This is a genomic window from Natrinema saccharevitans, assembly GCF_001953745.1.
Lineage (GTDB): Archaea > Halobacteriota > Halobacteria > Halobacteriales > Natrialbaceae > Natrinema > Natrinema saccharevitans.
Genome location: NZ_LWLN01000001.1, coordinates 374,997 through 399,473, shown reverse-complemented (window position 1 = coordinate 399,473; position 24,477 = coordinate 374,997). Strand labels below are relative to the sequence as shown.

The 24,477-nt window shown below is 66.4% G+C and carries 24 protein-coding genes and 1 pseudogene; 11 read left to right on the top strand and 14 right to left on the bottom strand.

The annotated features are described in order from the left end of the window. Window positions 1–48 precede the first annotated feature (48 nt). The 3 genes from A6E15_RS02020 to A6E15_RS02010 form a co-directional block, all read right to left on the bottom strand. On the bottom strand, window positions 49–1,026 hold the full coding sequence (locus A6E15_RS02020; protein WP_076143173.1) for an ROK family protein: 978 nt from the start codon (window positions 1,024–1,026) through the stop codon (window positions 49–51). 170 nt (window positions 1,027–1,196) lie between these two features. After that, a complete protein-coding gene (locus A6E15_RS02015; RefSeq protein WP_076143172.1) occupies window positions 1,197–1,661 on the bottom strand; it encodes a universal stress protein in 465 nt (154 codons plus the stop codon). A gap of 92 nt (window positions 1,662–1,753) precedes the next feature. After that, the gene (locus A6E15_RS02010) at window positions 1,754–2,215 is read right to left on the bottom strand and encodes a universal stress protein (RefSeq protein WP_076143171.1); all 462 of its coding nucleotides are present in this window, start codon (window positions 2,213–2,215) and stop codon (window positions 1,754–1,756) included. A 104-nt stretch (window positions 2,216–2,319) separates the two neighbouring features. Between A6E15_RS02010 and A6E15_RS02005 the strand changes: the two genes are divergently transcribed. The 5 genes from A6E15_RS02005 (at window position 2,320) to A6E15_RS01985 (ending at window position 6,002) form a co-directional block, all read left to right on the top strand. Further along, entirely contained in the window at window positions 2,320–3,060 is a 741-nt protein-coding gene (locus tag A6E15_RS02005; protein WP_076143170.1) for an SDR family NAD(P)-dependent oxidoreductase, read from the top strand. Window positions 3,061–3,187: 127 nt separating this feature from the next. After that, complete coding sequence (locus A6E15_RS02000; protein ID WP_076143169.1) at window positions 3,188–3,880, top strand: YqjF family protein; 693 nt, start codon at window positions 3,188–3,190, stop codon at window positions 3,878–3,880. Between the two features lie 211 nt (window positions 3,881–4,091). Next, the gene (locus tag A6E15_RS01995; RefSeq protein WP_076143168.1) at window positions 4,092–4,889 is read left to right on the top strand and encodes a YqcI/YcgG family protein; all 798 of its coding nucleotides are present in this window, start codon (window positions 4,092–4,094) and stop codon (window positions 4,887–4,889) included. Beyond that, window positions 4,886–5,467, top strand: coding sequence for a cysteine hydrolase family protein (locus A6E15_RS01990; protein WP_076143167.1), 582 nt, complete (start codon window positions 4,886–4,888; stop codon window positions 5,465–5,467). Before A6E15_RS01995 ends, A6E15_RS01990 begins: the two co-directional genes overlap by 4 nt. Window positions 5,468–5,597: 130 nt before the next feature. Continuing rightward, window positions 5,598–6,002 carry a hypothetical protein gene (locus tag A6E15_RS01985; protein WP_076143166.1) on the top strand — a complete coding sequence of 135 codons (405 nt, stop codon included), beginning with the start codon at window positions 5,598–5,600 and terminating at the stop codon, window positions 6,000–6,002. A 33-nt stretch (window positions 6,003–6,035) separates the two neighbouring features. Here the strand turns inward: A6E15_RS01985 and A6E15_RS01980 are convergent, their stop codons facing one another. Both A6E15_RS01980 and A6E15_RS01975 read right to left on the bottom strand, forming a co-directional pair. Beyond that, a complete protein-coding gene (locus tag A6E15_RS01980) occupies window positions 6,036–6,479 on the bottom strand; it encodes a universal stress protein (protein WP_076143165.1) in 444 nt (147 codons plus the stop codon). A 58-nt stretch (window positions 6,480–6,537) separates the two neighbouring features. Next, entirely contained in the window at window positions 6,538–7,335 is a 798-nt protein-coding gene (locus A6E15_RS01975; protein ID WP_076143164.1) for a ZIP family metal transporter, read from the bottom strand. Between the two features lie 157 nt (window positions 7,336–7,492). Between A6E15_RS01975 and A6E15_RS01970 the strand changes: the two genes are divergently transcribed. Next, a complete protein-coding gene (locus A6E15_RS01970; protein ID WP_076143163.1) occupies window positions 7,493–9,133 on the top strand; it encodes a potassium channel family protein in 1,641 nt (546 codons plus the stop codon). A 62-nt stretch (window positions 9,134–9,195) separates the two neighbouring features. Here the strand turns inward: A6E15_RS01970 and A6E15_RS01965 are convergent, their stop codons facing one another. Further along, window positions 9,196–10,446: a digeranylgeranylglycerophospholipid reductase gene (locus A6E15_RS01965; RefSeq protein ID WP_076143162.1), complete on the bottom strand. Its 1,251-nt coding sequence runs from the start codon at window positions 10,444–10,446 to the stop codon at window positions 9,196–9,198. 192 nt (window positions 10,447–10,638) lie between these two features. On the opposite strand from A6E15_RS01965, the gene A6E15_RS01960 reads away from it, so the two are divergent. Then, a complete protein-coding gene (locus tag A6E15_RS01960; protein ID WP_084177322.1) occupies window positions 10,639–12,309 on the top strand; it encodes an AMP-binding protein in 1,671 nt (556 codons plus the stop codon). A 105-nt stretch (window positions 12,310–12,414) separates the two neighbouring features. On the opposite strand, the gene A6E15_RS01955 is transcribed toward A6E15_RS01960, so the two are convergent. From A6E15_RS01955 to A6E15_RS20720, 3 genes are all read right to left on the bottom strand, one after another. Next, a complete protein-coding gene (locus tag A6E15_RS01955; protein WP_076143161.1) occupies window positions 12,415–12,831 on the bottom strand; it encodes a universal stress protein in 417 nt (138 codons plus the stop codon). A gap of 110 nt (window positions 12,832–12,941) precedes the next feature. Further along, entirely contained in the window at window positions 12,942–13,634 is a 693-nt protein-coding gene (locus A6E15_RS01950; protein ID WP_076143160.1) for a triose-phosphate isomerase, read from the bottom strand. 5 nt (window positions 13,635–13,639) lie between these two features. Continuing rightward, window positions 13,640–13,789 (bottom strand): DUF7557 family protein, encoded by a 150-nt coding sequence (locus tag A6E15_RS20720; RefSeq protein ID WP_175607190.1) that lies wholly within the window; start codon window positions 13,787–13,789, stop codon window positions 13,640–13,642. 148 nt (window positions 13,790–13,937) lie between these two features. Between A6E15_RS20720 and A6E15_RS01945 the strand changes: the two are divergent. Continuing rightward, window positions 13,938–14,168 (top strand): annotated as a pseudogene (locus A6E15_RS01945) (hypothetical protein). Window positions 14,169–14,344: 176 nt separating this feature from the next. Here the strand turns inward: A6E15_RS01945 and A6E15_RS01940 are convergent. The 3 genes from A6E15_RS01940 to A6E15_RS01930 form a co-directional block, all read right to left on the bottom strand. Beyond that, a complete protein-coding gene (locus A6E15_RS01940) occupies window positions 14,345–15,136 on the bottom strand; it encodes a hypothetical protein (protein WP_076143159.1) in 792 nt (263 codons plus the stop codon). A 136-nt stretch (window positions 15,137–15,272) separates the two neighbouring features. Next, entirely contained in the window at window positions 15,273–16,202 is a 930-nt protein-coding gene (locus A6E15_RS01935; protein WP_076143158.1) for a ribonucleotide-diphosphate reductase subunit beta, read from the bottom strand. A gap of 131 nt (window positions 16,203–16,333) precedes the next feature. Continuing rightward, window positions 16,334–16,837, bottom strand: coding sequence for a hypothetical protein (locus A6E15_RS01930; protein ID WP_076143157.1), 504 nt, complete (start codon window positions 16,835–16,837; stop codon window positions 16,334–16,336). A 357-nt stretch (window positions 16,838–17,194) separates the two neighbouring features. Between A6E15_RS01930 and A6E15_RS01925 the strand changes: the two genes are divergently transcribed. Further along, entirely contained in the window at window positions 17,195–19,993 is a 2,799-nt protein-coding gene (locus A6E15_RS01925) for an ice-binding family protein (protein ID WP_338141478.1), read from the top strand. 315 nt (window positions 19,994–20,308) lie between these two features. Here A6E15_RS01925 and A6E15_RS01920 read toward each other — a convergent pair whose 3' ends face one another. Then, window positions 20,309–20,515, bottom strand: a complete 207-nt coding sequence (locus A6E15_RS01920; protein ID WP_006180818.1) for a cold-shock protein — start codon at window positions 20,513–20,515, stop codon at window positions 20,309–20,311. A 203-nt stretch (window positions 20,516–20,718) separates the two neighbouring features. On the opposite strand from A6E15_RS01920, the gene A6E15_RS01915 reads away from it, so the two are divergent. Beyond that, a complete protein-coding gene (locus tag A6E15_RS01915; protein WP_076143155.1) occupies window positions 20,719–20,988 on the top strand; it encodes a DUF7571 family protein in 270 nt (89 codons plus the stop codon). 50 nt (window positions 20,989–21,038) lie between these two features. Here A6E15_RS01915 and A6E15_RS01910 read toward each other — a convergent pair whose 3' ends face one another. Continuing rightward, window positions 21,039–21,272, bottom strand: a complete 234-nt coding sequence (locus tag A6E15_RS01910; protein ID WP_006647780.1) for a DUF7385 family protein — start codon at window positions 21,270–21,272, stop codon at window positions 21,039–21,041. A gap of 223 nt (window positions 21,273–21,495) precedes the next feature. Here A6E15_RS01910 and uvrA point away from each other — a divergent pair, with 223 nt between their 5' ends. Next, on the top strand, window positions 21,496–24,459 hold the full coding sequence (gene uvrA, locus A6E15_RS01905; RefSeq protein WP_076143154.1) for an excinuclease ABC subunit UvrA: 2,964 nt from the start codon (window positions 21,496–21,498) through the stop codon (window positions 24,457–24,459). Window positions 24,460–24,477 lie beyond the last annotated feature (18 nt).

Here is a 24,477-nt window from a genome sequence, read left to right as displayed (position 1 = left end):
GACGGTCACGGAACGCGAGTCAGCGATCGCTCGTGGGCGGACGACCGGTCACTTCCCCAGCCGCCGTCGGTTACCGGTCCCGCCGGTCAGCGCGCTCGCGAGCGCGCCCTCGACGACGACATCGTCGCCCTGGTCGGTGACGCGGATCTCGGGGACGTTGGTCATCACCATTTCGGAGACGCGCTCGCGGATCGGGTCGACGACGAGTTCCTCGTTGTGCAGGGCGACCGCGCCGCCGACGGAGACGACGAGCGGGGCGAAAGCGTGGATCACGTTGGTAACGCCGATCGCGTTCCAGTGAGCGAGCTGGTCGATGACGTAATCGGCCAGTTCGTCCTCGCCCGCGAGGTCGAAGACGTCCTTCGCGGTGAAGTCGGGTCCCTCGAGCGGGAGGGCCGTCGAAATCGTCGGGTCGTCCTCGGCCAGCAGGCGGGCGTAGTCGGGGATGGCGTTGCCCGAGCAGTAGGCCTCCCAGTGACCCTCGTGACCGCAGCCACAGGTCAGTCGACCCCGGGGATCGACGACGTAGTGGCCGACCTCGCCGGCGTTGCCGTCCCAGCCGCTCAGGATGTCGCCGTCACAGCAGACGCCGGCCCCGATCCCCGAGGAGATGGTCACGTAGACCATGTCGTCGGGGTTGCGGTCGGCGTGGAAGCGCTCGCCGATGACGCCGGCGGTGGTGTCGTTGTGGAGAAAAACGTCGTCGCTGCCGATCAGTTCCGAAATCGGCCCGGTCAGCGGGATCCGATCGATCGAATCGGGGAGGTTCGCCGGATCGATCACCGCCCCTTCGGCGAGGTCGAACGGTCCGATCGACCCGATTCCGGCGGCGACGATCCGCTCGGGGTCGATCCCCGCGTCCGCACACGCCCCCCGGAGCGTTCGTAGCACACCCTCCGTCACGTCGATACCAGTCGGCCCGCGCGGCGTCGATCGGCGGGTCGCACCGATTCTCGCCCCGTCGGCCTCGGCGACGACCGCCCGGACGTTGGTCGCGCCGAGATCGACGCCCGCATAGTAGACCATGCAGTCCTAGGGACGACCGCGATCCTACTTAACTATCAAGATTGTACTCGCTGTCGAGTTGCGATCTCGATACGTCACAGCTGAAATCCCGACTGTCCGGGGCCGTGACCGGGAAAAACGCTGTCCTGACCCGAGATCGGGCGGCGGGCGCGAGACGACGGGATCGCGGCCTACTCCATCACGTCGAGGTCCCGGAAGTACGTGACCGGACAGGGGGCCTGCAGGATGATCTCCTGCGAGACGGAGCCGAGAACGGCCTTTTCGGCGGGCGAGCGACGGCGGCCGCCGACGACCATGCGGTCGGCATCGACGTCGACCGCCAGATTGACCACCTCGCTGCTGACCTCGCCGAGTGCGCCCTTGATCTCGTAGTCGACGCCCGCGTCTTCGAAGCGCTCCGCGAGTTGGGGTACCGGAGCGCGCTCGGCGGCGACCGCGTCGGGGTCGACGTCGCCGGCACGAGCGTCGAAGCCCAGTTCCTCGTGGACGTCCTCGTACTCGTCTTCGGTGAAGGCGTGGCCGATCACGACCCTTGCGCCGAGGGGGGCGGCGATCTCGAGGACGGTCTCGGCGAGTTCCGGAGCACGTACCGTGTCCATCGGTCCGACCGCAAGGAGTACTGTATCGATTGCCATACCGCCACAGTGGTGGGGCCACCCGCTTAAGTATTCTCGTCGTTGCAGTATTCCAGAAATACTCGACGGGACTCGGACCGAGCCTCCCGGGGCTACTCCTCGAATCCGTCGCTGCGGACGAACGTGACGGGGCAGGGTGCCGACAGCATCACTTCCTGGGCTGTCGAGCCGAAGATCGCCTTCCCCGTCGGCGACCGTCGCCGGCCGCCGACGATGACCCGGTCGGCGTCGGCGCTCTCGGCCAGATCGACGATCGACGGGCCGTGTTCGCCGACCGCGCCCCTGATCTCGTAGTCGACGCCGTGTTCCTCAAGGACGTCCCGGATGTCGTGAATCGTGGCGTGACGCGACGCCACCTCGCCGGGATCGATCTCGTCGACGGTGGGATCGAACTCGAGGCGGCCGAGGACGTCGTCGTACTCGCTGCTCGTGAACACGTGCGCGAGGACGACCGTCGCGTCGGCGGGTTTCGCTACCTCGAGGACCGCGTCGGCCAGCAGTCCGCTTCGGTCGGCGTCGCCGGGACCGACAGCAAGCAATACTGTCTCTAGCATGGACGTGAGTTGCTCGCGCAGCGACGTAAATCCGAGGGTCACGGGAGCAAGCGGTCGCGGCCCGTCCCGGGCGATTTTTCCACGTCCTCGCCGACGGGGGAGACATGGACGGACCAGACCTCACGGGGCAGACGGTACTCGTCACCGGTGCCGGCCGCGGCGTCGGCCGCGAGTTCCTGTTGGCGACGGCGGACTGCGGCGCGAAGACTGCGGTCCACTACCACACGAGCGCCGACGCCGCCCGCGAGACGGCCGCTGACGCCCGCGACCGCGGTGCCGAGGCGGCGACGACGGTCCAGGCCGACGTGACCGATCCCGACGGCGTCGACGGCCTCTTCGGAACCGTCGAGTCGGAGTTCGGGAGCGTCGACGTGCTGGTGAACAACGTCGGCGACTTCGCGCCCGCTCGCTGGGACGACCTCTCCTTCGAGGCCTGGAACCGCGTCCTCGAGACGAACCTCAACGGGACCTACCTCTGCTCGAAGCGCGCCCTCCCCGAGATGCGCGAGGCCGGCTCCGGCCGGATCGTCAACGTCGGCTACGCCTCGAGCGAGCGAGCTATGGTCAGCCCGAAGAACTTCCCCTACTTCGTCGCGAAGACGGGCGTGTTGATGTTCACGCGGATGCTCGCGGCCGACACACAGGACGACGGGATCACGGTCAACGCGATATCGCCGTACGTCGTGGAGAACTCCGACGAATTCCCCGCGGATCTCCCGCGGGATCGGCCCGCGAGCTTCGAGGACCTGATCGCGCCGCTGTATTTCTTCCTCGATCCCGATAGCGGGTACGTCAGCGGCGAAAATATAGAGGTCGACGGCGGTTGGCTGCCCGAGGACGTGTGACTCGAGCGCACCGCGGCGCACGCGGGATAGAATAGTCGCGGTCGGCGGCGGCTGGCTGCGCGAGTCGACGAAGGCAACTGACGCCGTTTGGCTACGGCTTTTCCCGCGGGCGGTCCCTGTCTCCGGTATGGTGCTTCCGATCGCGATGGGATGGCGACACCTGCTCTTTGCCAACTGGTCGGTCGACCCGGAGGTCGTCGCGGCTCGGCTCCCCGACGCCCTCGAGGTCGATACCGACGACGGCCGGGCGTGGCTCTCGGTCGTCCCCTACCTGAACGTCGACGTTCGCCCGCGGGGCGTCCCCGCGGCCGCCGGCGTCGACCTGCCCGAACTCAACCTCCGGACCTACGTCATCCGGGACGGCGAGCCCGGCGTCTACTTCTTCAGCCTCGACGCCGAGGGGGTTCTCGGCGTCCTCGGTGCGCGGCTGTTCCACCGGCTGCCGTACTACTACGCCGATATCGAGATCACCGGGACCGACCGCGGGATCGCGTTCACGAGCGAGCGCCGGCACCCGGGTGCCGCTCCGGCCGAATTCGTCGGCACCTACGAACCGGTCGGGGACGCGTTCGCGCCCGAGCCCGGTTCGCTCGCGGCGTTTCTCACCGAACGCTACCGCTACTACACGACGGCTCGAGACGGGACGCTTCGCTACGCCGACATCGACCACGAACCCTGGACGCTCCGGGCGGCGACGGCCGAGATCGAACGGAACACGCTGTTCGAGGCCAACGGGTTCGACGCGCCCGCGGGGACGCCGGTCTGTTACTACAGTCGCGGCGTCGACATCGCGTCCTCGCGGAATCGGCCGTGGGAGTGAGCCGACCGCGAGGGCAGGGCCTGCGCCGATCGAAGCGGAAACCCTCGCGGCAGCCGAACGCGCCCGACAACTCGCCGAGTCGAGCGTCCGCCGTCGTACCGTCGCGATCGCCGGCGTCGTGTGCGTCGGCGGCCCACTCGAATCGCGGTGATTACCGGTCGCTCGGAAAGAGCGGAACCTACATATTCACGAGGTCGAACGGGCACGTACGATGAACGAACCTGGTATCCAGTCGCTGATGGACCAGGAGACGCTCGCCCGGCGCGTTCGCACCGGTAACGCCCCCGAGTGGGTCGCCGACCACTGGCACTCGTTTCGTGAAGGGCTCCTAGGCGAGCGAAACGGTACGTCGTTTCCGTGTTTCTTCGGGGCCGAATCGGTCCGAGACGGCGAGCCGATCTACACCGCAGTGCCGTCGATGAGCGACGCCGACGCGCTGTTGACGCTGCGCGATCGGCTGCTCGAGTACCTCGAGGTCTACGAGGACCACTCCGAGCGGGCGTCGCTCGTGACGTTTTTCAAGCCGCCCGCGGAGCCGCTGTCGGAGCGGGAGTACCACGACGCGCTCTGGCACGTTCTGCAGACGCTGCACTGTCACGATCCCGAGCCCTGGCCCGCGGACATCCCGACCGATCCCGACGATCCCTACTGGGAGTTCTGCCTCGGCGGCGAACCCATGTTCCCGACCTGCCGGGCCCCCTTCTACGACGAGCGCAAGAGCCGGTACTGTCCGATCGGCCTCGAGATCACGTTCCAGCCGCGGGCGCTGTTCGAGTCCCTCGACGTGACCGCCGATACCGAGGCCGGCCAGCGCGCCCGGGACGTGATCCAGGACCGCCTCGAGGAGTACGACGGCGTCTGTCCCCACGCCGACATCGGCGACTGGGGCGTCGAGGGCGACCGGGAGTGGCCCCAGTACATGCTCTCGTCGGACGAGGAGCAGGCCCCGTCGACGTGCCCGATCACCATCACGCGAACGCACCCGAAACCCGCCGCGCGGCTGCCATGACGGCGGCCGGGACCGCGATCGGTGACCGACTCCGAAACGCCTCGCTCGTGCTCGTCGACCTCCAGCGTGGGTTCGACGACCCCTCGTGGGGCGAGCGGAACAACCCCGACGCCGAAGCCAACGCCGCGGCCCTGCTCGAGCGCTGGCGCGAGACCGATCGGCCGGTCGTCCACGTCCGACACGACTCGACGGAGCCCGACTCGCCGCTCCGGCGCGACGGGGCGGGGTTCGCGTTCAAGCCCGAGACCGCGCCGGCCGACGGCGAGCCGACGCTCGTCAAGTCGGTCAACAGCGCGTTCGTCGGGACGGACCTCGAGGAGCGGCTTCGCGATCGGGACGTCGAGACGCTCGTCCTCGTCGGGCTCACGACCGATCACTGCGTCTCGACCACGACCCGAATGGCGGAGAATCTCGGCTTCGAACCGATCGTCGTCGCCGACGCGACCGCGACCTTCGGACGGACGTTCGACGGCGACTCGTTCGACCCCGAAACGGTCCACCGGACCGCGCTGGCCCACCTCGAGGGCGAGTTCGCCGAGATCGTACGCGCCGACGAGTTGCTCGCCGCCGATTCCTGATCTCGCGGACGACGCGACGTTCGGACTGGCCGCAGTTGTACCGGGAACTCGCCCGAGAGACCGGCTGCGGCGGTCGCCGACCGCACCGATGACAAAACAGTAATAGAACGGGAGAGACTCAAGGAGACCAATGAGTGACGATCGACGACCGGTCGTGGTCGTGTTACTGGGGAGTGCGCTGGCCGTGGCGGGACTCGTTCACCTCTGGCTGCTCCCGCGATACCTGCCGAACGAACCGGTGTCGGCCGGGTTGGCACTGATCGCCGGCTGGGCGAGCGTGACGCTGCTTTGTTACGCGATCGGGCGGCTCCAGTCCGCCCCCCGGGAGTTGCCGAACATGCGCTTTGCAGACATCGGCATCGCGCTCCTGTTGCTCTCGCTCGTGGTCGCGCTGGCGCTCGATGCAGTCGGACTCGCGTCGGAGGCGGCCGCGCCGGTCTATGCCCTGCCGGCGCTCGGCATCTACGCCGGGGTCGCACTGATCGGCTGGTCGATCGGCCGCCGGACGGAAGCGATCAACGAGATCGTCCGCTAGCCGCGATCGGCCGCTCGCCCGGTCGGGAACGGCTCACTCGACGCTCGATTCTGAGTTGGCGACGAAGACCGGCACGTCGCCGAACCGGACGACGTGGTCCGTGACGCTGCCCATGGCCATCCGGTGGACGCCGCCCCGACCGCGGGTCCCCATGACGATGAGGTCGGCGTCGACGTCGCGGGCGTACTCCAGGATCGCCTCCGCCGGCGGCCCGTCGAGGACCGATCCGGTCGTCTCGAGGCCGGCGGCCTCGGCGGGCTCGACGACCGCGTCGACCGACTCCTGGGCTCGGCCCCGCATCGCGTCTTCGGCGCTTGCGGCCTCGCCCGGGAGACGGAGATCGCCGAGCGGTCCGGTATCGGCGACGCTGACGACGTGTACCGCCGCGTCGTGGGCGGTCGCGAGGTCGATACCGGTCTCGGCGGCGGCCTCGGCGTGGTCGCTGCCGTCCGTCGGAAGCACGATCGTATCAAACATTTCTCGGCAGTACGACAGGCGCGGTGAAATTCCTACCGGAACGGGACGTCGATCGGGATCAGACGAACGCAAGCGGCACCATCACGGCCACGCCGACGGCGATCCCGACGGCCAGTTCCGGCTTGCCGCCGCGAGGGAGTTTCTCGCCGACGTCGAGCGCCTCGGGAATGAACTCGGTGAGGACGAGGTAGATCATCGCGCCCGCGGCGAAGCCGAAGCCGTAGGGCAGGAACTCCCTGGCGTAGCGGACGAAGCCGAACGCGAGTACCGCCCCGACCGGCTGGGGCAGGCTCGAGAAGACGGCCCACCAGACCATCTTCCACTCGGAGACGCCCATCGAACGCAGCGGGATCGAGATCGCGGTCCCCTCGGGCACGTTGTGGATCGAGATCGCGATCGTCATGAAGATCGCCAGGACGGGGACGGTAAAGCCGAGGAACTGCGCGCCGCCCGCGAGCCCGAGGTCCGCGAAGGAGACGCCGACGGCGACCCCTTCGGGGAAACTGTGAACGGTCAGGACCCCGAGGATGAGGACGAGTTTCTTGAAGTCGGCCTGCTCGTACTCCCGCGGATCGATCTCGGTGTCCATCAGGACGTCGTGTGCGATGACGACCAGCGCGACGCCGGCGACCATCCCGATCGCGATCTCCAGCGGCGTGCCCTCGGCCAGCCCCTCCTCGACCAGTCCGAACAGCGACGCCGAAACCATGATCCCCGAGGACAGCCCCCAGAGGACGACGTTACGCCGATCGCTGATCCCGTCGAAGAAGAAAAACGGGAGCGCACCGAGGCCGGTCGCCAGCGCCGTGACGAAACCGGCGACGAACACCAACACGAGGTTCTCGAGGGCAACCATCCGTCGGATCTCGGTGGCGGACGTATAAATTGGCGGCGAAAGCGGCGTGCGTAGCCGTGTCATCGGCGATTCGTCCCCTCATACGACGGCCACCGGAGCGGTCGTTCCGGGGTCGCCGACCGATACCGTCAACAGCCACCCGTCGAATGGCACGTGTATGTCACTGTGGCGATCGCGTCGGGTCGGCTCCTATCTCGCGCTGGTGGCCGGGACCACCGTCGCCGCCACGCTGCTGTACAACTACGGGATGGCGACGTGGGAGAACGATCCCCAACCGCTCTATCGATCGCTCGAGGTCGTCTTTCAGACCTTTACGACGACCGGCTACGGCGAGGACGCCCCCTGGTCGACGCCCCAGATGAACTTCCTGATGATCGGGCTCCAGCTGACGGGAATCGGGCTGATCCTCACGGGCGTCGACATCTTCGCCGTCCCGTGGCTCCGGTCGGCGCTCGCGACGACGGCCCCGACGACCGCGTCCGACCTCGAGGATCACGTCATCGTCTGTGAGTACTCGCCCCGCGGCGAGGCGTTCATCGAGGAACTGGAGTCCCGCGGGCAGGACTACGTCGTCGTCGAGTCCGACGAGGAGACGGCGCTGGAACTCCACGAGACCGACCGGCGGGTGATCCACGGCGACTCCGAATCGACCGACGTCCTCGAGGAGGCGGGAATCGAACGGGCGCGGGCGGTCGTGGCCGACGCGGCGGACGACACGAACGCGAGCATCGTCCTCTCGGCGCGAGAGGCAAACGCCGAGGTCCGGATCGTAACGCTGGTCGAGGATCAGCGACTCGGCGAATACCACCGGATCGCGGGGGCGGACAAGGTCCTCTCGCCGCGACAGTTGCTCGGTGAGAGCTTCGCCCACCGGGTGCCGACGGCCGTCACGACCGCGGTCGACGAGGGGATCGAGATCGGCAACGACCTGGAACTCGTCGAACTCTCGATCGCCGAGGGGAGCGACCTCTGCGGGCGGACCGCCGACGCGGTCGGGCTCCGGGACCGGTTCGGCGTCGACGGGATCGGTGCCTGGTTCAACGGGGACTTCGAGAGCCCGATTCCGCCCGATCGCGACCTCGAGACGGGGACGCGACTGCTCGTGGCGGGCGAGCCAGACCGGATCGACGAGCTGCGGGCCGAGGCCGCGTCGACGGTCCACCCCTTCGCGGCCCAGAGCGTCGTGATCGCCGGCTACGGCGAGGCGGGCGCGGCGGCCGGCAACGCGCTCGCGGCGACGAATACCCGGGTGACCGTCCTCGACAGCGACGACAAGGACGGCGTCGACATCGTCGGCGACGCCCGCGATCCGGAGACGATCGCCGAGGCCGGCATCGACGACGCGTCGGCCGTGATCGTCACGCTGGACGACGACACGAGCGCCATTTTCACCACGCTCGTCGTCCGGGACCTGAACCCGTCGGTCGACATCGTCGTCCGAGCCAACGACACGGAGAACGTCCAGAAACTGTATCGCGCGGGCGCGGACTACGTCCAGTCGCTGGCGACCGTCAGCGGGCGGATGCTCGCCTCGACCGTCCTCGAGGACGAGGAGGTACTGGCCGTGGACAGACAGATCGACGTGGTACGACTCCCCGCCGGTGAACTGGCCGGGCAAACGATCGTCGGCGCCGACGTGCGCTCGCGGACCGGCTGTACCGTCCTCGCGATCGTCAGGGACGACGAGACGATCACCGAGTTCGATCCGTCCGAATTCGTCTTCGAGGCGGGCGACGAGGTCGTCATCGCCGGGACCGACGAGAGCGTCCGCTCGTTCGAGACGCTGTTTCTCGACTGAGAACGCGGCAATCGGTTCGATCGTCGCGAGTCAGTTCGGTATCGCGGGCCGGCGGCCGCCGCCTATACCAGCGATCGGAGGTCCAGATCGAGGTGCTGTTTCGCGAGTTGGGCGAGCAGCGGCGCGTCCTCGAGTTCGAGCAGGCGCGCGATGGCACGGAAGTTCCCCTTGTTCGCCTTGGCCAGCGTGTCGTCGTCGAGGCGCTCGAGGTCCCGCATGAGCTTGTCGTAGCGCTCGTTGGGCGCGAGATAGAGGAGGTTAGTCATCAGCAGCCGGTTGTCGACGTTCGGCGCGACGTCGCGGTGCCAGAGGGTGTCGTAGACCTCGAGGTTCTCGGCGGTGGGCTCGATATCGTCGTGTTTGAGGCAGCTGTCGGCGGCCATGGCCGCGACCCGGCCCGACTGCATGCACTTGTTGATCCCCTCGCCCCAGAGCGGGTCGACGGTCGGGACCGTATCGCCGATGGCCATGAACCGGTCGGTGTGGAGCTGGCCGGGCTTTTGGATGTGCGCCGAGCCGCGGTGTTGCTTGCCGGCGATCTTCTCGGCCTCGCTGAAGCGGGGATCCGTCTCGAGCCAGTGTTCCAGGTAGTCGTCGATGGTGTACCCGTCCTTGGCGTAGCGGCTGTGGTGTTCGTTCTGGATGTAACAGAGGCCGACCTTGGCGGTGTCCTCGCCGGTGTGGAAGATCCACGAGTAGCCCCCGGGGGCGATCGCGTGATCGAGCCGGAGCATCATCGCGTCGCGCAGGTCGGCGAAGCCGGGACGATCGATGTCGATCCCCTCGAACTCGTACTCGATACCGATGGCGTGGTTCTCGCGTTTGAGGTCGACGACGTCGAGTTGCTTCGCGAGGGGGGCGCTCGGTCCCGTCGCGTCGACGACGATGTCGCCGTACACCTCTTCGTCGCCGTTGTATCTGACGCCGGCGATCTCGCCGCCCTCCATGATCGGCGCGGTGACGCGGGCGTCGAACCGATACTCCGCGCCCTTCTCGCGGCCGTCCGCGACGAGATAGCGCTTGAAGTCCGCGAACTCCAGTACCGCGCCGGGCTGGTCCCGGACGTAGTGTTCGGTCGGCGACTCGAGGACGACGCTGTCGGTGTACTGCATCACCACGTCGTCGGGGATGCCGAACGCGGCCATCATCGAGTGGAAGGTTCCCGCGGTGGACTTGTTGCTCTGGCGCGGGAACTCGTCCTCCGCTTCGGTCTCGAGGACGACGACGTCGTACCCCCTGGCGGCGATATCGCGGGCACACTGTGCGCCGGCGGGACCGGCACCGGCGATGACTACGTCGTAACGGTCGTTCATGTAATCGGAACTGTGGCGGACCTTAATTAGTTTGTCCAGTTACGACGGGCGGTATGTAGTGAAATCGCACAAGTACCGGGACTGATACGGGAGAACCGATAGACGGGTCGAAAGCGTCGATATTGCGCGTTCCTCGGCGCATCGAACAGGTCGTGCGGAACGAATTTACGTCTCGATCGTGACGGCGTGGTCATGGTTACCACAGCACCCGAAGAGTTCCCCGAAGGAGTGTCGAGCGAGCCCGCGTTCCCGCTCGGCCGGCGACCGCTCCACGAGTACGTCGCTCACCACGCCGACGAGCGACCCGACGCCGTCGCGATCGACTACTACGGGGCCGAGATCACCTACAGCGAACTCGGAGACGCGATCGACCGCTTCGCCACGTTCCTCGACGATCGAGGATACGGTCGCGGCGACACCGTCCTCCTGCTCCTGCAGAACTGCCCGCAGTACACCGTCGCCTACTACGCCGCCCAGAAACTGGGGATGCGGGTCAGCCCCTGCAGCCCGCTGTCGAAGGAACACCGCGTCTCCTACCAGCTCGCGGACGGCGAGGCGCGGGTCGCGGTCGCCGGCGACACCCACGCGGGCGTCCTCGAGGCCGTTCGTGGTGAGACGCCGCTCGAGGAGATCGTCTACGCGCGCCTCGAGACCTCTCTGCCCGCGGAGCCGGTGCCCGCGATCCACGAGGACGTGGCGGCCGCGATCGAGTCCGAGCGCCGACCCGAGTCCGACGGGGTTCGCTACCTCGATTCGATCCTCGCGGAGACACCCGCCGACCCGCCATCGGTCGAGGTCGCGATGGACGACATCTGTCTGCTGCAGTACACCTCGGGGACGACCGGCCTGCCGAAGGGCTGTATGCACAGCTACGCGAACGTCCTATTCGCCGCGGCTACGTCCTCGGCGCTGTCCGAGCGGGACGCGGACACCCGCCACCTCGCGGTGATGCCAGTCTTTCACGTCGCCGGGAAGTTAAACGCCGTCGACTCACCGATGATACGGGGCGGGACGGTCGTCCTCCTCACCCGGTACGAGCCCGAGGCCTACGTCGAGGCGCTTGCGGCCCACGAACCCACGAACGGCTGGATCACCACGCCGATGGTCCGGGAGATCCTGCCCCTGATCGAAAGCGACGACCGCGAGATCGACTCGCTCGAGTCGATGCCAGTGACGAGCTTCGGCCAGGCACTGACCGAGGACCTCTGCGAGGAGTGGGCCGAGACGACCGACTCGGAGATGTACGAGGCGTCGTACGGCCTGACGGAGACACACACCAGGGACACGTTCACGCAGGGACTGGACGTCGTCGAGGAGGGATTCGTCGGCAAGCCGGTCTACGAGACCGACATCGTGATCCGGGACTGGGCCACCCACGAGCCGGTCCCGCGGGGCGAAACCGGCGAGATCACCGTCGAGTCGCCCTCGCTGTTCGAGGGCTATCTCGGGAAACCCGAGGAGACCGAGGCCGCCTTCCACGACGGCTACGTCCTGACCGGCGACATCGGCCGGCTGACCGAGGACGGCCAACTCTATTTCCTTGGCCGGCGCAAGTACATGATCAAGTCGAGCGGCTTCTCGATCGCCCCCGCCGAGGTCGAGGAAGTGCTGAAGACCCACCCCGACGTGGCGAACGCCGCCGTCGCCGGCCGCGACCACGAGACCAGGGGCGCGGCGGTCGTCGCCGCCGTCGTCCCAGTCGACGATGGATTCGACGAAGGCGAACTGCTCGAGTGGGCCGAGGATCAGCTGGCCGCGTACAAGCGGCCCCGGGACGTCGTCGTCCTCGAGGAGCTTCCGGTGACGGACATGGGAAAACTCGATCGGGAGGCGCTCGAGGACGTGGTCGCCGACCACTCGTAGCCGGATTCGGTCGGCCGGAAGACGGTTGCGCGCGCTGTCGGCGAGGCGAGACCGAGAACGGACCGCACTGGTGGACGATCGAGCACTGTAACGACGAACGAGCGACTAGCGAACGATCGTCACGGGAACGGGGGCCTGGCGGGCGATCCGTTCGGCCACGCTGCCGAGCAATACCCGCGAGAACCCGGTTCGGCCGTGACTCCCGACGACGATCCGGTCGACGCCGTTCTCGACGGCGTAGTCGACGATCGCGTCGGCCGGCTGGCCCACGACCGTCTCCGTCTCGAGCGCGCAGTCGTACTCGGCCGCGCGGTCCTCGGCCTCGGCGAGCAACTCCTCGGCGGCTTCTCGCTGGCGCTCGAGCAGTCCCTCCGGTCCCAGATGTGCCATCTCGCCGTACCCGCTGTCGGTCGGATCGACCGCGTGGACGACGGTGAGTTCGTCGTCGGGATGCTCCCGACAGGCGAACTCGAGGGACGCCCACCCCGGTTCCGAGTCGTCGAGCGCGACCAGTTGGTGCATACCGGACCGTACGCCGACCAGCCACTTGAGTGTCAGGCTCCCTCACACCTACTGACGACTGACTGTCCCGCACGCCGAACTGTCGCGAGCGGCTCGACCGCGAACCGCAGTCAGTCGGCGGCTCCGGTCGAGGGCACGGCCGTCGCGATCGATCGCAGCCACGACTCCCGATCCGCGGCCTCGAGGGCCGCAGAGGCGGCTCCCGTCGCGTCAACGCCACACTCGAACGCGCGGGCGACGTCCGCGGCGGTGCGGACCCCGCCGCCGACGAACGTCCTCGTCGCCGGGCGTTCGTCGGCGACCGTCTCGACGAACGCCGCGATCCGATCGGGGTCGCTCCGGATCAGCCCCGCGTCGCCGCCGATGTCGGCCGGCCGCTCGAAGAGCAGACAGTCCGGCTCGGCGGCGAGCGCCATCCGGGTCGTCGTCCGGCTCTCGACGGCGACGATCGAGTCGAGGCCCAGTTCGCGACACCGGTCTACCGCACGCTCGAGGGCCGTGAACGCGGCCTCGTTCTCGGGATGGGAGACGAAGACGGCGTCGGCCCCCGCGGCCGCGACCGCCTCGAGGGTGAGACCGCCCACGCCACACTCCGACTGCGGGGTACCCGCCTGCGCGACGACGGGCAGGTCGGTTCGCTCGGCGACGCGCCTGAGATCGGGGAGTTGCGGGGCGACGGCGAATCGACTCCCCGTTTCGTCGGCGACGCGGTCGATCGTCTCCGCGAACGCGAGGCCATCGTCGCCGGCCGTCCCCTCGGCGGTCTTGAAATTGACCAGAAAGAAGGGGTACTCGAGGGCCATCCCCGTTACTCGGAGTAGCCCTCCTGTAAGAACGCGCCTTCGGTCTCGTACATCGAGACCAGTTCCTCGATGAGTTCCTCGGGCGACTGGCCCTCCTCGCAGTGGCTTTCGATGCGCTCCGCCAGATCGTCACCGATCTCGAGTGTCCGTGTCATAGGTAGTCGTGGTGCGGTCGGTCCGCGTTACGTCAGGCGTACCGTCGGCATCCAGCGTCAAATAGTCCGGGGGCGCACAGCCGACACAGTTCCCCGCCGGCACGGGACGGCCGATCGTTTACGCCGATCGCCGCGGTAACGTCCCGCCGTGACAACACCACTGACCGACGACGCGGTCGGCAAGACCGTCGTCGACGTCGAAGGAAAGGAACTGGGCATCGTCGCGAACGTCGAGAACGGCAACGCGTACGTCGGTCCCGACCCCAGTCTGGCCGAACAGGTCCTCGCCTCGGTCGGTTGAGACGACGAGGACGACGTCGTCACCGAGGACATGCTCCGGCGGGTCGACAACGAAGTCGTCCTGCGCGGCGAACTCTGATCGGACCGACACGCTATCGGCGACTATTCCCGCCGGCGAGTCCGCCGGCATCGACGCGGCCATCGATCCACGGGACGCCCGCGATCGCGTCCACAGACACCCCGAGCGGGTCAGGTCCGAGGACCGGGAGTCGCGTTCGCCGACGAAACAGCCGATCACGCCGCCGCGACCGTCCGCTACTCGAGCGAGCCGTCGTCGAACGACTGGTCGCGCCAGGTCGTCCAGTCGTACATCCGCTCGAGTTCGCCGCCCTGCTGGCGGATCGCGACGGCGGTGTTGAACAGGAACGCGGCGACCAGCGAGGTGCCGACGAGCCAGGCGGCGTCGGCGAGCGCCCCGTAGCCCGCGAGGTGGTTCGTCACCAGATCGACGAAGACGACGGCGGTGACACAGACGATCGCCGGCAGCAGGTGTCGCGTCAGGGCGGCGAAGGTCGTCCCCTCGTGGACCTGCACGGCACGGACGCCGTACAACACCGCCCACGCGGAGGTGATGATCCAGCCGACCGCGACCACCAGCCGGGTCGAGGCGGTCTGCACGAGGAAGGCCCCCCACCACGCGGCGACGAAGCCGGCGATGACGACGTAGTCCGCCCACGCCGGCAACAGCCGGGACCGGTCGCCCGCGGCCGGCTGGTCGTGATACATCGCACGGATCGCCAGCGCGATAAAGAGGAAGAAAAAGAGGATCGCGCCGTCGACGAACCGGTCGATCCACTCCGGCTCGAGCAACAGCGAGGCGACGCCGGAGGCGGCGTAGACGATCGCCGCGCCGATGCCGATCAACAGATACCACTGTTCGGTCGTGGCTTCGACCGCCAGCACCTCTCGCACGTAGATAAGAGCGTAGTAGAGCAATACGACGGCTGCGACGCCCATCGCGAGGTACGCGAACAGCCGTCCGATCGCGACCGTCGTGGCCGGATCGCTGGCATCGAACGTGATCGAGGAAATGCGGGCGAACACCATCGGGTGAACGTGACAGCCGCGCCAGTATAAGTATGTGTCCCTGTTTCCGCCCCTCGGGAAGGAACCGCGTCCAAACGGACCGCGACCGCACTGCTCGAGGCGCTGTTGCGATTTCGGCGAAACGGGACCGGCGGGGTCAGTCGGCAGCCTGTCGTTCCTCGAGCGTGGCCCTGACGTCGCCGTACCGGTCGAACCGGTCGGCACCGATGTAGTCGACGGTGTCTTGCAGGTACTGGACGAGTTGCTTGCCGATCTTCTCCTGGTCGTAGCCGTCGAAGGGCTGCTCGTCGTAGATCGGGTCGGCGAGCAGTCGGTTCTCGACGTACTCCTCGATGCGGGGTTCGTAGACGTCCGTGACGACGGCCGGTTCGGCCTCGGCCAGTTGCCGTAAGATCCAGCGGCCGTTCTCGATGTGGCGGGTCTCGTCCTGTCGGACCTTGCCGATGGCTTCCTGGAACGACTCGAGGACGACGTCCCGACCCATCTCCTCGGCTTTCAGTTCGATCATCTGATCGAAGCTGAGGTAGCCCCCGCGGGCGAGTTGCGCCTCGACGATCCCCATGTAGTTGAGGTAGGCCTCCCCGAGAGTGTAGACGAGTTCGGTCCGGTCGCCGCGGTCGATCGCCGCGAGGAGGTCGTCCGCGGTGTCGTAGAGGTCGTCCGTGCTATACCCCTGCTCCTGATAGCCGCCCTCGCGGTAGGGGGCCGTCTCCTGCGTGTCGAAGACCGTCTCGAAGTACCGACTGAAGAGGTCGGTGTGCTTGGCCTCCTCGTAGACCTGCTGGGCCAGGTACATCTCCTCCTGGACGGTGTCGAAGGGCATCTCCTCGTTGGGCAGGGCGTCCAGCGCCATCATGTACGGCGCGAGCGTCCGGGTGACGTCTTCCTCGCCGTCGTAGAAGCCCGAACACGTCGCGAGAAACCGATGTTGTTCCGCTTCGGTGAACGACTCCCAGTCCTCCCGATCCCGCTCGAGGTCGTACTCGTCGGGGTCCCACGTCCCCTCCCGTTTCCCCTTCCGATAGAGTTCGTACGACTTCTCGCGATCGCTGTAGTCGATTGTCATGTAGTGCCACGACAATGGATACCATAATCAACGTTCCGGTTGATTTCACGAGCTGTCATCGGGAACGATAGGGGCCGGTCGAACCGGCACCGCGACGATCCGAAACGGCGCAACCGCTCGTTTTCGACCCGCTACTCGGACGTCGACTCGGCCGACGCGGCGGCCGTCTCGAGCATCGTCTCCCGCTCGTCGAAGTAGGCCGGCGCGTCGGCGTCGGCCTCGAACTCGATGACGCGGGTCAGGGCCGTCTGCCCGTCGTCGACGTCCGCGGACAGTTCCGCGGCGAGGTCGGTGTAGTCGGCAGCCAGGTCCTGAAACGCCTGCATCCGGGCCTGTTTGGCCTCGACGAGGAGTTGTTTCTCCTCGAGTTCCGCCTGTAACTTCTCGATCGCCGCGACGTCGACCTCGCCGGCGTCGGGGACGTCGGCGGTCGAAGGGGTTTCGGTCGCCGGCACCTCGTCGGGCAGGGCCTCGAGGCGCGAGCGAATTTCGGCCATCTCGGCGTCGATCTCGTCGAGGAGGTCGTCGGCCTCCGCGGCCATCGTCTCGACGCTGCCCGAGAGCAGGCCGGCCTGCGTGCGACAGTACTCGACTACGTCCTCGACCGCGAGCGGGTCCGCGGCGTCGTCGCTCATGGTCGCCCTTGGGGCTGCCGGCCGAAGTCACTTTGGTCATGACGGTGGGGTCCGGGGACAGGTCCGCTCGAGGGAGTCGAGACGCACCACATCGAGTCACAGCGTCAGTACCGTGAGACAGTAGTCGGCACTCGCAGTGAGCGATCGATACCGTCCCTCCCAGCACGACTGTACAGTTTGCAACGACGCCCTCGCTCGTCGATCCGTCTGCGGTACTGGGTCCAAAACCGTACGGAGATTCGTATCATCACGTCCTACTCGTCGGATCGATTGTTGGGCGCGTTCGAATGTACTGGTTAACTTGGTCTGGATAATATTTGTCAACAGCTTATTTTCCCACCACAATAGTAGCTCAGAATGAACAATTATACATGTCAGTGGCCTTCAGGTATGGATTACAGTCCATCCAGAAGAACGGTGATCACATCGAGTGGGCTACTCACGGCTGGCCTCGCCGGCTGTCTGGGCGCCGTCCGAGAAGAGGACGATCCGAAAGACACGTCCACGAACGCCGTCCAAACGCAACAACCGGACGGCCCGGCACCGGTCGATCTCGGAACGGCCTGTGACTTTTCGATTCTGGCAAAATCCGGAATATCGAGCGTTCCCAATTCCGACGTGGCGGGAGACATTGGCGTGAGTCCGATCGCGTCGACCGCGATAACCGGATTCGATCTGACGTTGGATGCGACGGGCGTCTTCGCGACATCGACGCAGGTTGGCGGACGGGTGTACGCGGCCAATTATGCGGAGCCGACCCCGTCCAGATTGACCACGGCCGTGAGCGATATGGAAACCGCGTTTACCGATGCGTACGGCCGCGTCCCGCCGGACGTCACGGAGTTAGGCGGCGGAAATATCGGCGGAGAGACGCTTACTCCGGGCGTCTACAACTGGAGTACGGACGTCCTGATCGACGACGATATCACCATCGACGGCGGCCCGGACGACACCTGGATCTTCCAGATCGCGGGGGACCTCACCGCGGCGAGCGGGGTGACCGTCAACCTGACAGGTGGCGCGCAGCCCGAAAACATCGTCTGGGTGGTCGCCGGCGGTGCCGGCGTCGAGATCGGAACGGACGCAAACTTTGCGGGGATCGTGCTGGCCCAGACGGGAATCAACGTACTCACCAACGCGACGGTGGACGGCTGCCTGTACGCTCAGACCGACGTCAATCTCCAGATGGCGACGGTTACCGGGTGCGACTGCGACCTCGTCGACCTGCAAGTGGACTCGGCGTGTGTCGATGAGGACGGGGAGATCACGGTAACGAACTCCAACGATGTCTCGGTGATGGTGACCGTCACCGGCCCCGACGCGTACGAGGAGACGATGGAGGTTCCCGCCGGCGGTTCGGCGACGTGGGGGAGTCTCGCGGACGGAACGTACTCGCTCGAGACCGACAGTATCGCGATCGGTCTCGATATCACGACGCTCGACATCAGTTGCGATCCGTCCGTCCCCGATGTCGTAACGACCCCGGCGACGGAGGTCAACGGCTCTACCGCGACGCTCAACGGAGAACTGACCGATCTCGGCGACTCCGACACCGTCGACGTCTTCTTCGAGTGGCGCGAACTCGGCACGGACGAGTGGATCGCCACCGACTCCCAGACGCTCGACGCGCCCGGCGACTTCAGCGCCGGGATCGAGGGCCTCGAGCCCGGCACCACGTACGAGTTTCGGGCGGTCGGGCTGGCGAACGGCGAGCGGGTCGAAGGGGCCACGCTTCGGTTCACCAAGACAGTGCCAGGTGTACCCGAGGTCATCACGGAGCCGGCGACGGAAGTCAACGGCTCGACGGCGACGCTCAACGGCGAACTGCTCGACCTCGGCGACTTCGATTCCGTCGATGTCTTCTTCGAGTGGCGCGAACTCGGCACGGACGAGTGGACGACCACCGCGCCGCAGACGCTCGACGCACCCGGCGACTTCAGCGCCGGGATCGCCGGCCTCGAGCCCGGCGGCACGTACGAATTCCGGGCGGTCGTCGTGGCGAATGGCACGCGTGAGGAAGGGGCCATCATCGAGTTCACCAAAGACGAACCCGGGGCACCGATCGTCGAAACGCAGGTGGCGACGGCGGTCAACGGCTCGACAGCGACGCTCAACGGAGAGTTGATCGACATCGGTGACTTCGACACGGTCGACGTCTTCTTCGAGTGGCGCGAACTCGGCGCGGACGAGTGGACGACCACCGCGCCGCAGACGCTCGACGAACCCGGCGACTTCAGCGCCGGGATCGAAGGCCTCGAGCCCGGGAACACGTACGAATTCCGGGCAGTCGTCGTGGCCGATGGCACGCGTGAGGACGGAACGATCGTCTCGTTCACCAAGGCCGAGGCCGGCGTCCCCGACATCGAGACGGAGCCGGCAACGGAGATCAACGGCTCGACGGCGACGCTCAACGGCGAACTGCTCGATCTCGGGGACTTCGATACCGTCGACGTCTTCTTCGAGTGGCGTGAACTCGGCGCGGACGAGTGGATCGCCACCGACTCCCAGACGCTCGACGAACCCGGCGACTTCAGCGCCGGGATCGAGGGTCTCGAACTCGGTTCCACGTACGAATTCCGGGCGGTCATGGTCGCGAACGGCGAACGGTTCCTCGGAACCACACTCACGTTCACCAAATTCGGGCCGGACGAGTTGGCCGTCGAGACGGAGCCGGCGACGGAAGTCAACGGCTCGACGGCGACGCTCAACGGCGAACTGCTCGAACTCGAGGGCGAAACGGAGGCTACCGTCTACTTCCTGTACCGCATCAAGGGAACGACGGTGTGGACGTTTACCGACGACGCGGTCCGCACCGAACCCGGACCGTTCAGCGCGACGGCGACGAACCTCGAGACCGGCACGACCTACGAGTTCCGAGCGGTCGCCCAGGTGGGCAGCACAGTGGTGTACGGCGACATTCTGGAGTTCACGAAGGTGCCCGATGATGGGGACGATGGAGATGATGGAGATAATGGGAAGAACAAGAAGAAGAAAAAGCGCGAATACAAGCGCGCAAAGCGCGAGTACGAGGAGTACAAAAAGAAATACGAGAAAGGGAAAGTGAACAAGAAGCAACTGAAAAAGAAACGCCACGCCTACGAGAGCGCGAAGCGCGAGTACGAGGAGTTGATAGCGGACTGTAAGAACGCGTCCTGATCCGGTCGAACGATCGGTTCCCCGGTCGCGTTCGACCACGCTGACCGTGGCGTCGCCTCGAACGGCCCGTTCTATCGACCAGTTGGGTATCAGTTTCAAGGGACAGTCAGCCCGCTACTGAGCAAAGAACCGGCGTTGACGACCCTCGAGGAATCAAACGCGGTGCGTTTTGCCGGGCCAAAGGGGGCCACCGAATCTGATAACGGAGATTCGTGGACGTGGGTACCGCTCAGCCCGGAATAGACGGGTCGCTATAGCGGATAGCGCTGCAAAAAACGGAATCGCCGTTCGTCGCGATAGCGACAGCGGGCGGTGTTACTTGCGGACGAGGTTCGTCGCGCGGGGTCCCTTGGGGGATGATTCGATGTCGAACTCGACTTCCTGTCCCTCTTCGAGGTCCGGACCGCCGACGTCTTCCATGTGGAAGAACACGTCCTCGTCGTCGTCTACCTCGTCGCTGTCAGTCGAAATAAAACCGTAGCCGCCCGTGTCGTTGAAGAAGTCAACCTTACCGTTTGCCATTACAACCACTCGTAGTCCCGACTCGGGGATAACACTTCCGAAAGACGCGCTATCGCGATCCGCCGTCGGAGTCGGGGCCAGCCCGGCGTCCTCGTCCGTATTCCAGCGATGCGCCCGTCCGCGGAGAGCGGGCGCGACGGTGCGGCCGTCGCTCACGGAGACAAGTATTTACGCTATGGTAACATGGACCTATAAGCATCGCTATGAAACCGTGTCACAGCTGTCAGGCGGTCATCGACGAGTATCTCCTGGATAAACAACTCGAACCCCTGCGCGACCTCACGGTCGACGACTTCAACGTCTGTGCGGACTGTGTAACCATCGTCGCGGACGCGTGCGTGGAATGCGGCAACGCGGTGTACGTCCCTCGGAGCGAATCCGTCACCCCCGACTACTGTCCGGCCTGTCGGTCCGATCTCATCGACCGCACCGGTCGCGATCCCGGGTGGACTCGCGATCTGCCCTCGGCCTGAACGGCGGTCTCGACTCGAGCGACGACGAAGCGATCGACGGTGCCTGATCGCTATTTTTTGTGCGTGAAGATGACGCCCTTGCCATCGGCCGAGCCGACACAGAGGTCCAACTGTTTCGAGAGGTTCAGGCTCGTCGGGTTCTCCTTGCAGACGACGAGGTCGTCGAACTGCTCGTCGCAGGCCGGGCAGGCGACCGCGACCGTGTTCTGGTAGCTCTTGATCGCCTGGTTCTCCTCCCGGAGCGTCAGCGAGGCCGCGAGTTCCTCGAGATCGATCTCGTCCATACCTCCCGTTTCGACCCCGGAGACATAAAGACGGGCGAAAGTCCCGACCCGCGGCCGTCGGACGGCGTGTGGTTCGAGGGGCCGGTTCGAGAGCCATGTTTGCTGGTAGTATACAACATGGCATTGGGCTTTCAGACTCGTTAAGTTCTTCCGGTCCCTGACTCGGGACAATGAATTCGACACCGTATCGCGATTCCGAACAGTCCCGATTCTCGAGCGAACGATGAGCAAGGACACCATCGAAGTCCGCGGTGCGGAAGAACACAACCTCAAGGACCTCGACGTGACGATCCCCCGCGAGGAGTTTACCGTCGTCACCGGCCTCTCGGGGTCGGGCAAGTCCTCGCTGGCGTTCGAGACGGTCTACGCGGAGGGCCAGCGCCGGTACATCGAGAGCCTCTCGGCCTACGCTCGGAACTTCCTGGGCCAGATGGACAAGCCGCAGGTCGAGACCGTCGAGGGGCTCTCGCCCGCGATCTCGATCGATCAGAAAAACGCCGCGAACAACCCTCGATCGACGGTCGGGACGGTCACGGAACTCCACGACTACCTGCGCCTGCTGTACGCCCGCGTCGGCACGCCCCACTGTCCGGAGTGTGGCCGCGAAGTGGGCGAGCAGTCGGCCCAGAACATGGTCGAGCGCATCCTCGAGTTGCCCGAGGGGACCAAGGCCAAGCTCGCGGCACCGGTCGTTCGCGATCAGAAGGGGGCCTTCGAGGACCTCTTCGAGGAACTCGTCTCGGAGGGCTACGCCCGCGTCGAGATCGACGGCGAGGAGCACGACCTCACGATGGACGACCCGGATCTCGACGAGAACTTCGATCACACCGTCGACGTGATCGTCGACCGCGTGAAGGTCTCGGCCGAGGCCCGCCCGCGAATCATCGACAGCGTCGAGACGGCGCTGGACGAGGCCGAGGGCGTCCTGAAGGTCATCCTCCCGAACGCCTCCGAAGAAGTCGCCGCGGGCCTCGGCGAGGAGGCCCGCCGGACCGGCGCGCTGGGCGAGGAACGCGAAGAGGACGATCGGTTCGTCGTCGAGTTCTCGAAGGACCTGGCCTGCACGCACTGCGGGATCGACGTCCCCGAGATCGAGACTCGCTCCTTTTCGTTCAACTCGCCCCACGGCGCGTGTCCGGAGTGTGAGGGGCTGGGCGAGACCAAGGAGGTCGACGAGGACCTCGTCGTCCAGGACGAGTCCAAACCGCTCAAACACGTCTTCGAGGCCTGGAGCTACAACCGGTCGTACTATCAGACCCGCCTCGACGCCGTGGCCGAACACTTCGACATCTCACTCTCGACGCCGTTCGAGGAGTTAGACGAAGACGTCCGGCAGGCGTTTCTCTACGGCACGGACGGGGAAGTCGTCTTCAAGCGAAGCACCAAGAACGGCACCCGACGGAAGCAAAAGCGCTTCGAGGGGGTCATCCCGAACCTGGAGCGCCGGTACATCGAGACCGACTCCGACTCGACCCGGGACCACATCGAGGACTACATGTCGGTCACGGAGTGTCCGGCCTGTGAGGGCACCCGGCTCAAGCCCGCCAGCCGCGCCGTGCTGGTCGACGGGACCTCGATCACCGAGATCAACGCGATGAGCATCGGCGACGCCCTCGAGCACTTCGAGTCGATGGAGGCCGACCTCACCGAGCGCGAGAAGGTCATCGCCGAGGAGATCTTAAAGGAGATCCGCGCGCGGCTGAGCTTCATGGTCGAGGTCGGCCTCGAGTACCTCACGCTCGACCGGGAGGCCGCCACCCTGTCGGGCGGGGAGAGCCAGCGCATCCGGCTCGCGACCCAGATCGGGTCCGGCCTCGTGGGCGTGTTGTACGTCCTCGACGAGCCCTCGATCGGGCTCCACCAGCGGGACAACGACCGCCTGCTCGACACGCTCGAGGAGCTGCGCGACCTCGGCAACACCCTGCTGGTCGTCGAACACGACGAGGAGACGATGCGGCGGGCGGACAACGTCATCGACATGGGGCCCGGCCCCGGCAAGCGCGGCGGCGAGGTCGTCGTCAACGGCTCCGTCGACGAGGTCAAAGAGTGCGAGGAGTCCGTGACCGGCGATTACCTCTCGGGCCGCAAGCAGATCCCGGTGCCCGACGAGCGACGCGATCCCGACGGCACGCTGACCGTCCTCGGGGCGCGCCAGCACAACCTGACGGACCTCGATGTCGACATCCCGCTGGGCTGCTTTACTGCAATTACGGGCGTCTCGGGCTCGGGCAAATCCACGCTCATGCACGAGGTCCTCTACAAGGGACTGGCCCGCGAGATGAACGACAACACGTCGGTCATTCCGGGCGACCACGACGGCCTCGAGGGGCTCGATCAAATCGAGACGGTCCGGCTGATCGACCAGTCGCCGATCGGCCGCACTCCCCGGTCGAACCCGGCGACCTACACCGGCGTCTTCGACTACATCCGCGAACTGTTCGCCCAGACCAAGCTGTCGAAACAGCGCGGCTACGAGAAGGGGCGGTTCTCCTTCAACGTCAAGGGCGGCCGTTGCGAGGAGTGTGGCGGGCAGGGAACGGTGAAAATCGAGATGAACTTCCTCTCGGACGTCCACGTCCCCTGCGAGGAGTGCGACGGCGCGCGGTACAACGACGCCACGCTCGACGTGACCTACAAGGGGAAGACGATCGCCGACGTCCTCGAGATGTCCGTCGAGGAGGCCTACGACTTCTTCGAGTCCTCGAGCCGAATCCGCCGCCGGCTGAAGCTCCTGAAAGACGTCGGGCTGGACTACATGAAACTCGGCCAGCCCTCGACGACGCTGTCGGGCGGCGAGGCCCAGCGGATCAAGCTGGCGGAGGAACTGGGCAAAAAGGACTCCGGCGAGACGCTCTATCTCCTCGACGAGCCGACGACCGGGCTCCACAGCGAGGACGAGCGCAAGCTCATCGACGTCCTCCACCGGCTGACCGACGACGGCAACACCGTCGTCGTCATCGAACACGAACTCGACCTCGTCAAGAACGCCGACCACGTCATCGACCTCGGCCCCGAGGGCGGCGAGAACGGCGGCGAGATCGTCGCCACCGGTACGCCCGAGGCGGTCGCGCGCCTCGAGGACTCTCACACCGGCCGTTACCTGCGGGACCTGCTCCCGAAGGTCGACCTCGAGGGGCCCCGCGGCGAGCGGGTCGAGCCCGTGACCGCGCCGATGGACGACGACTGACGGCGCGAGCGGCGGCGT

Bases quoted from the DNA above. Each gene is read 5' to 3' on its own strand.
- A6E15_RS01955 (WP_076143161.1), bottom strand. From the start codon at position 12,831: ATGCACCAACTGGTCGCGCTCGACGACTCGGAACCGGGGTGGGCGTCC.
- A6E15_RS01950 (WP_076143160.1), bottom strand. From the start codon at position 13,634: ATGGCCCTCGAGTACCCCTTCTTTCTGGTCAATTTCAAGACCGCCGAG.
- A6E15_RS01960 (WP_084177322.1), top strand. From the start codon at position 10,639: ATGGTTACCACAGCACCCGAAGAGTTCCCCGAAGGAGTGTCGAGCGAG.
- A6E15_RS01910 (WP_006647780.1), bottom strand. From the start codon at position 21,272: ATGGACGAGATCGATCTCGAGGAACTCGCGGCCTCGCTGACGCTCCGG.
- A6E15_RS01995 (WP_076143168.1), top strand. From the start codon at position 4,092: ATGAACGAACCTGGTATCCAGTCGCTGATGGACCAGGAGACGCTCGCC.
- A6E15_RS01930 (WP_076143157.1), bottom strand. From the start codon at position 16,837: ATGAGCGACGACGCCGCGGACCCGCTCGCGGTCGAGGACGTAGTCGAG.
- A6E15_RS02005 (WP_076143170.1), top strand. From the start codon at position 2,320: ATGGACGGACCAGACCTCACGGGGCAGACGGTACTCGTCACCGGTGCC.
- A6E15_RS01980 (WP_076143165.1), bottom strand. From the start codon at position 6,479: ATGTTTGATACGATCGTGCTTCCGACGGACGGCAGCGACCACGCCGAG.
- A6E15_RS01915 (WP_076143155.1), top strand. From the start codon at position 20,719: ATGAAACCGTGTCACAGCTGTCAGGCGGTCATCGACGAGTATCTCCTG.
- A6E15_RS01970 (WP_076143163.1), top strand. From the start codon at position 7,493: ATGTCACTGTGGCGATCGCGTCGGGTCGGCTCCTATCTCGCGCTGGTG.
- A6E15_RS02000 (WP_076143169.1), top strand. From the start codon at position 3,188: ATGGTGCTTCCGATCGCGATGGGATGGCGACACCTGCTCTTTGCCAAC.
- A6E15_RS01940 (WP_076143159.1), bottom strand. From the start codon at position 15,136: ATGGTGTTCGCCCGCATTTCCTCGATCACGTTCGATGCCAGCGATCCG.
- A6E15_RS20720 (WP_175607190.1), bottom strand. From the start codon at position 13,789: ATGACACGGACACTCGAGATCGGTGACGATCTGGCGGAGCGCATCGAA.
- A6E15_RS01965 (WP_076143162.1), bottom strand. From the start codon at position 10,446: ATGAACGACCGTTACGACGTAGTCATCGCCGGTGCCGGTCCCGCCGGC.
- A6E15_RS01975 (WP_076143164.1), bottom strand. From the start codon at position 7,335: ATGGTTGCCCTCGAGAACCTCGTGTTGGTGTTCGTCGCCGGTTTCGTC.
- A6E15_RS01935 (WP_076143158.1), bottom strand. From the start codon at position 16,202: ATGACAATCGACTACAGCGATCGCGAGAAGTCGTACGAACTCTATCGG.
- A6E15_RS01990 (WP_076143167.1), top strand. From the start codon at position 4,886: ATGACGGCGGCCGGGACCGCGATCGGTGACCGACTCCGAAACGCCTCG.
- A6E15_RS02020 (WP_076143173.1), bottom strand. From the start codon at position 1,026: ATGGTCTACTATGCGGGCGTCGATCTCGGCGCGACCAACGTCCGGGCG.
- A6E15_RS01925 (WP_338141478.1), top strand. From the start codon at position 17,195: ATGAACAATTATACATGTCAGTGGCCTTCAGGTATGGATTACAGTCCA.
- A6E15_RS02010 (WP_076143171.1), bottom strand. From the start codon at position 2,215: ATGCTAGAGACAGTATTGCTTGCTGTCGGTCCCGGCGACGCCGACCGA.
- uvrA (WP_076143154.1), top strand. From the start codon at position 21,496: ATGAGCAAGGACACCATCGAAGTCCGCGGTGCGGAAGAACACAACCTC.
- A6E15_RS01985 (WP_076143166.1), top strand. From the start codon at position 5,598: ATGAGTGACGATCGACGACCGGTCGTGGTCGTGTTACTGGGGAGTGCG.
- A6E15_RS02015 (WP_076143172.1), bottom strand. From the start codon at position 1,661: ATGGCAATCGATACAGTACTCCTTGCGGTCGGACCGATGGACACGGTA.
- A6E15_RS01920 (WP_006180818.1), bottom strand. From the start codon at position 20,515: ATGGCAAACGGTAAGGTTGACTTCTTCAACGACACGGGCGGCTACGGT.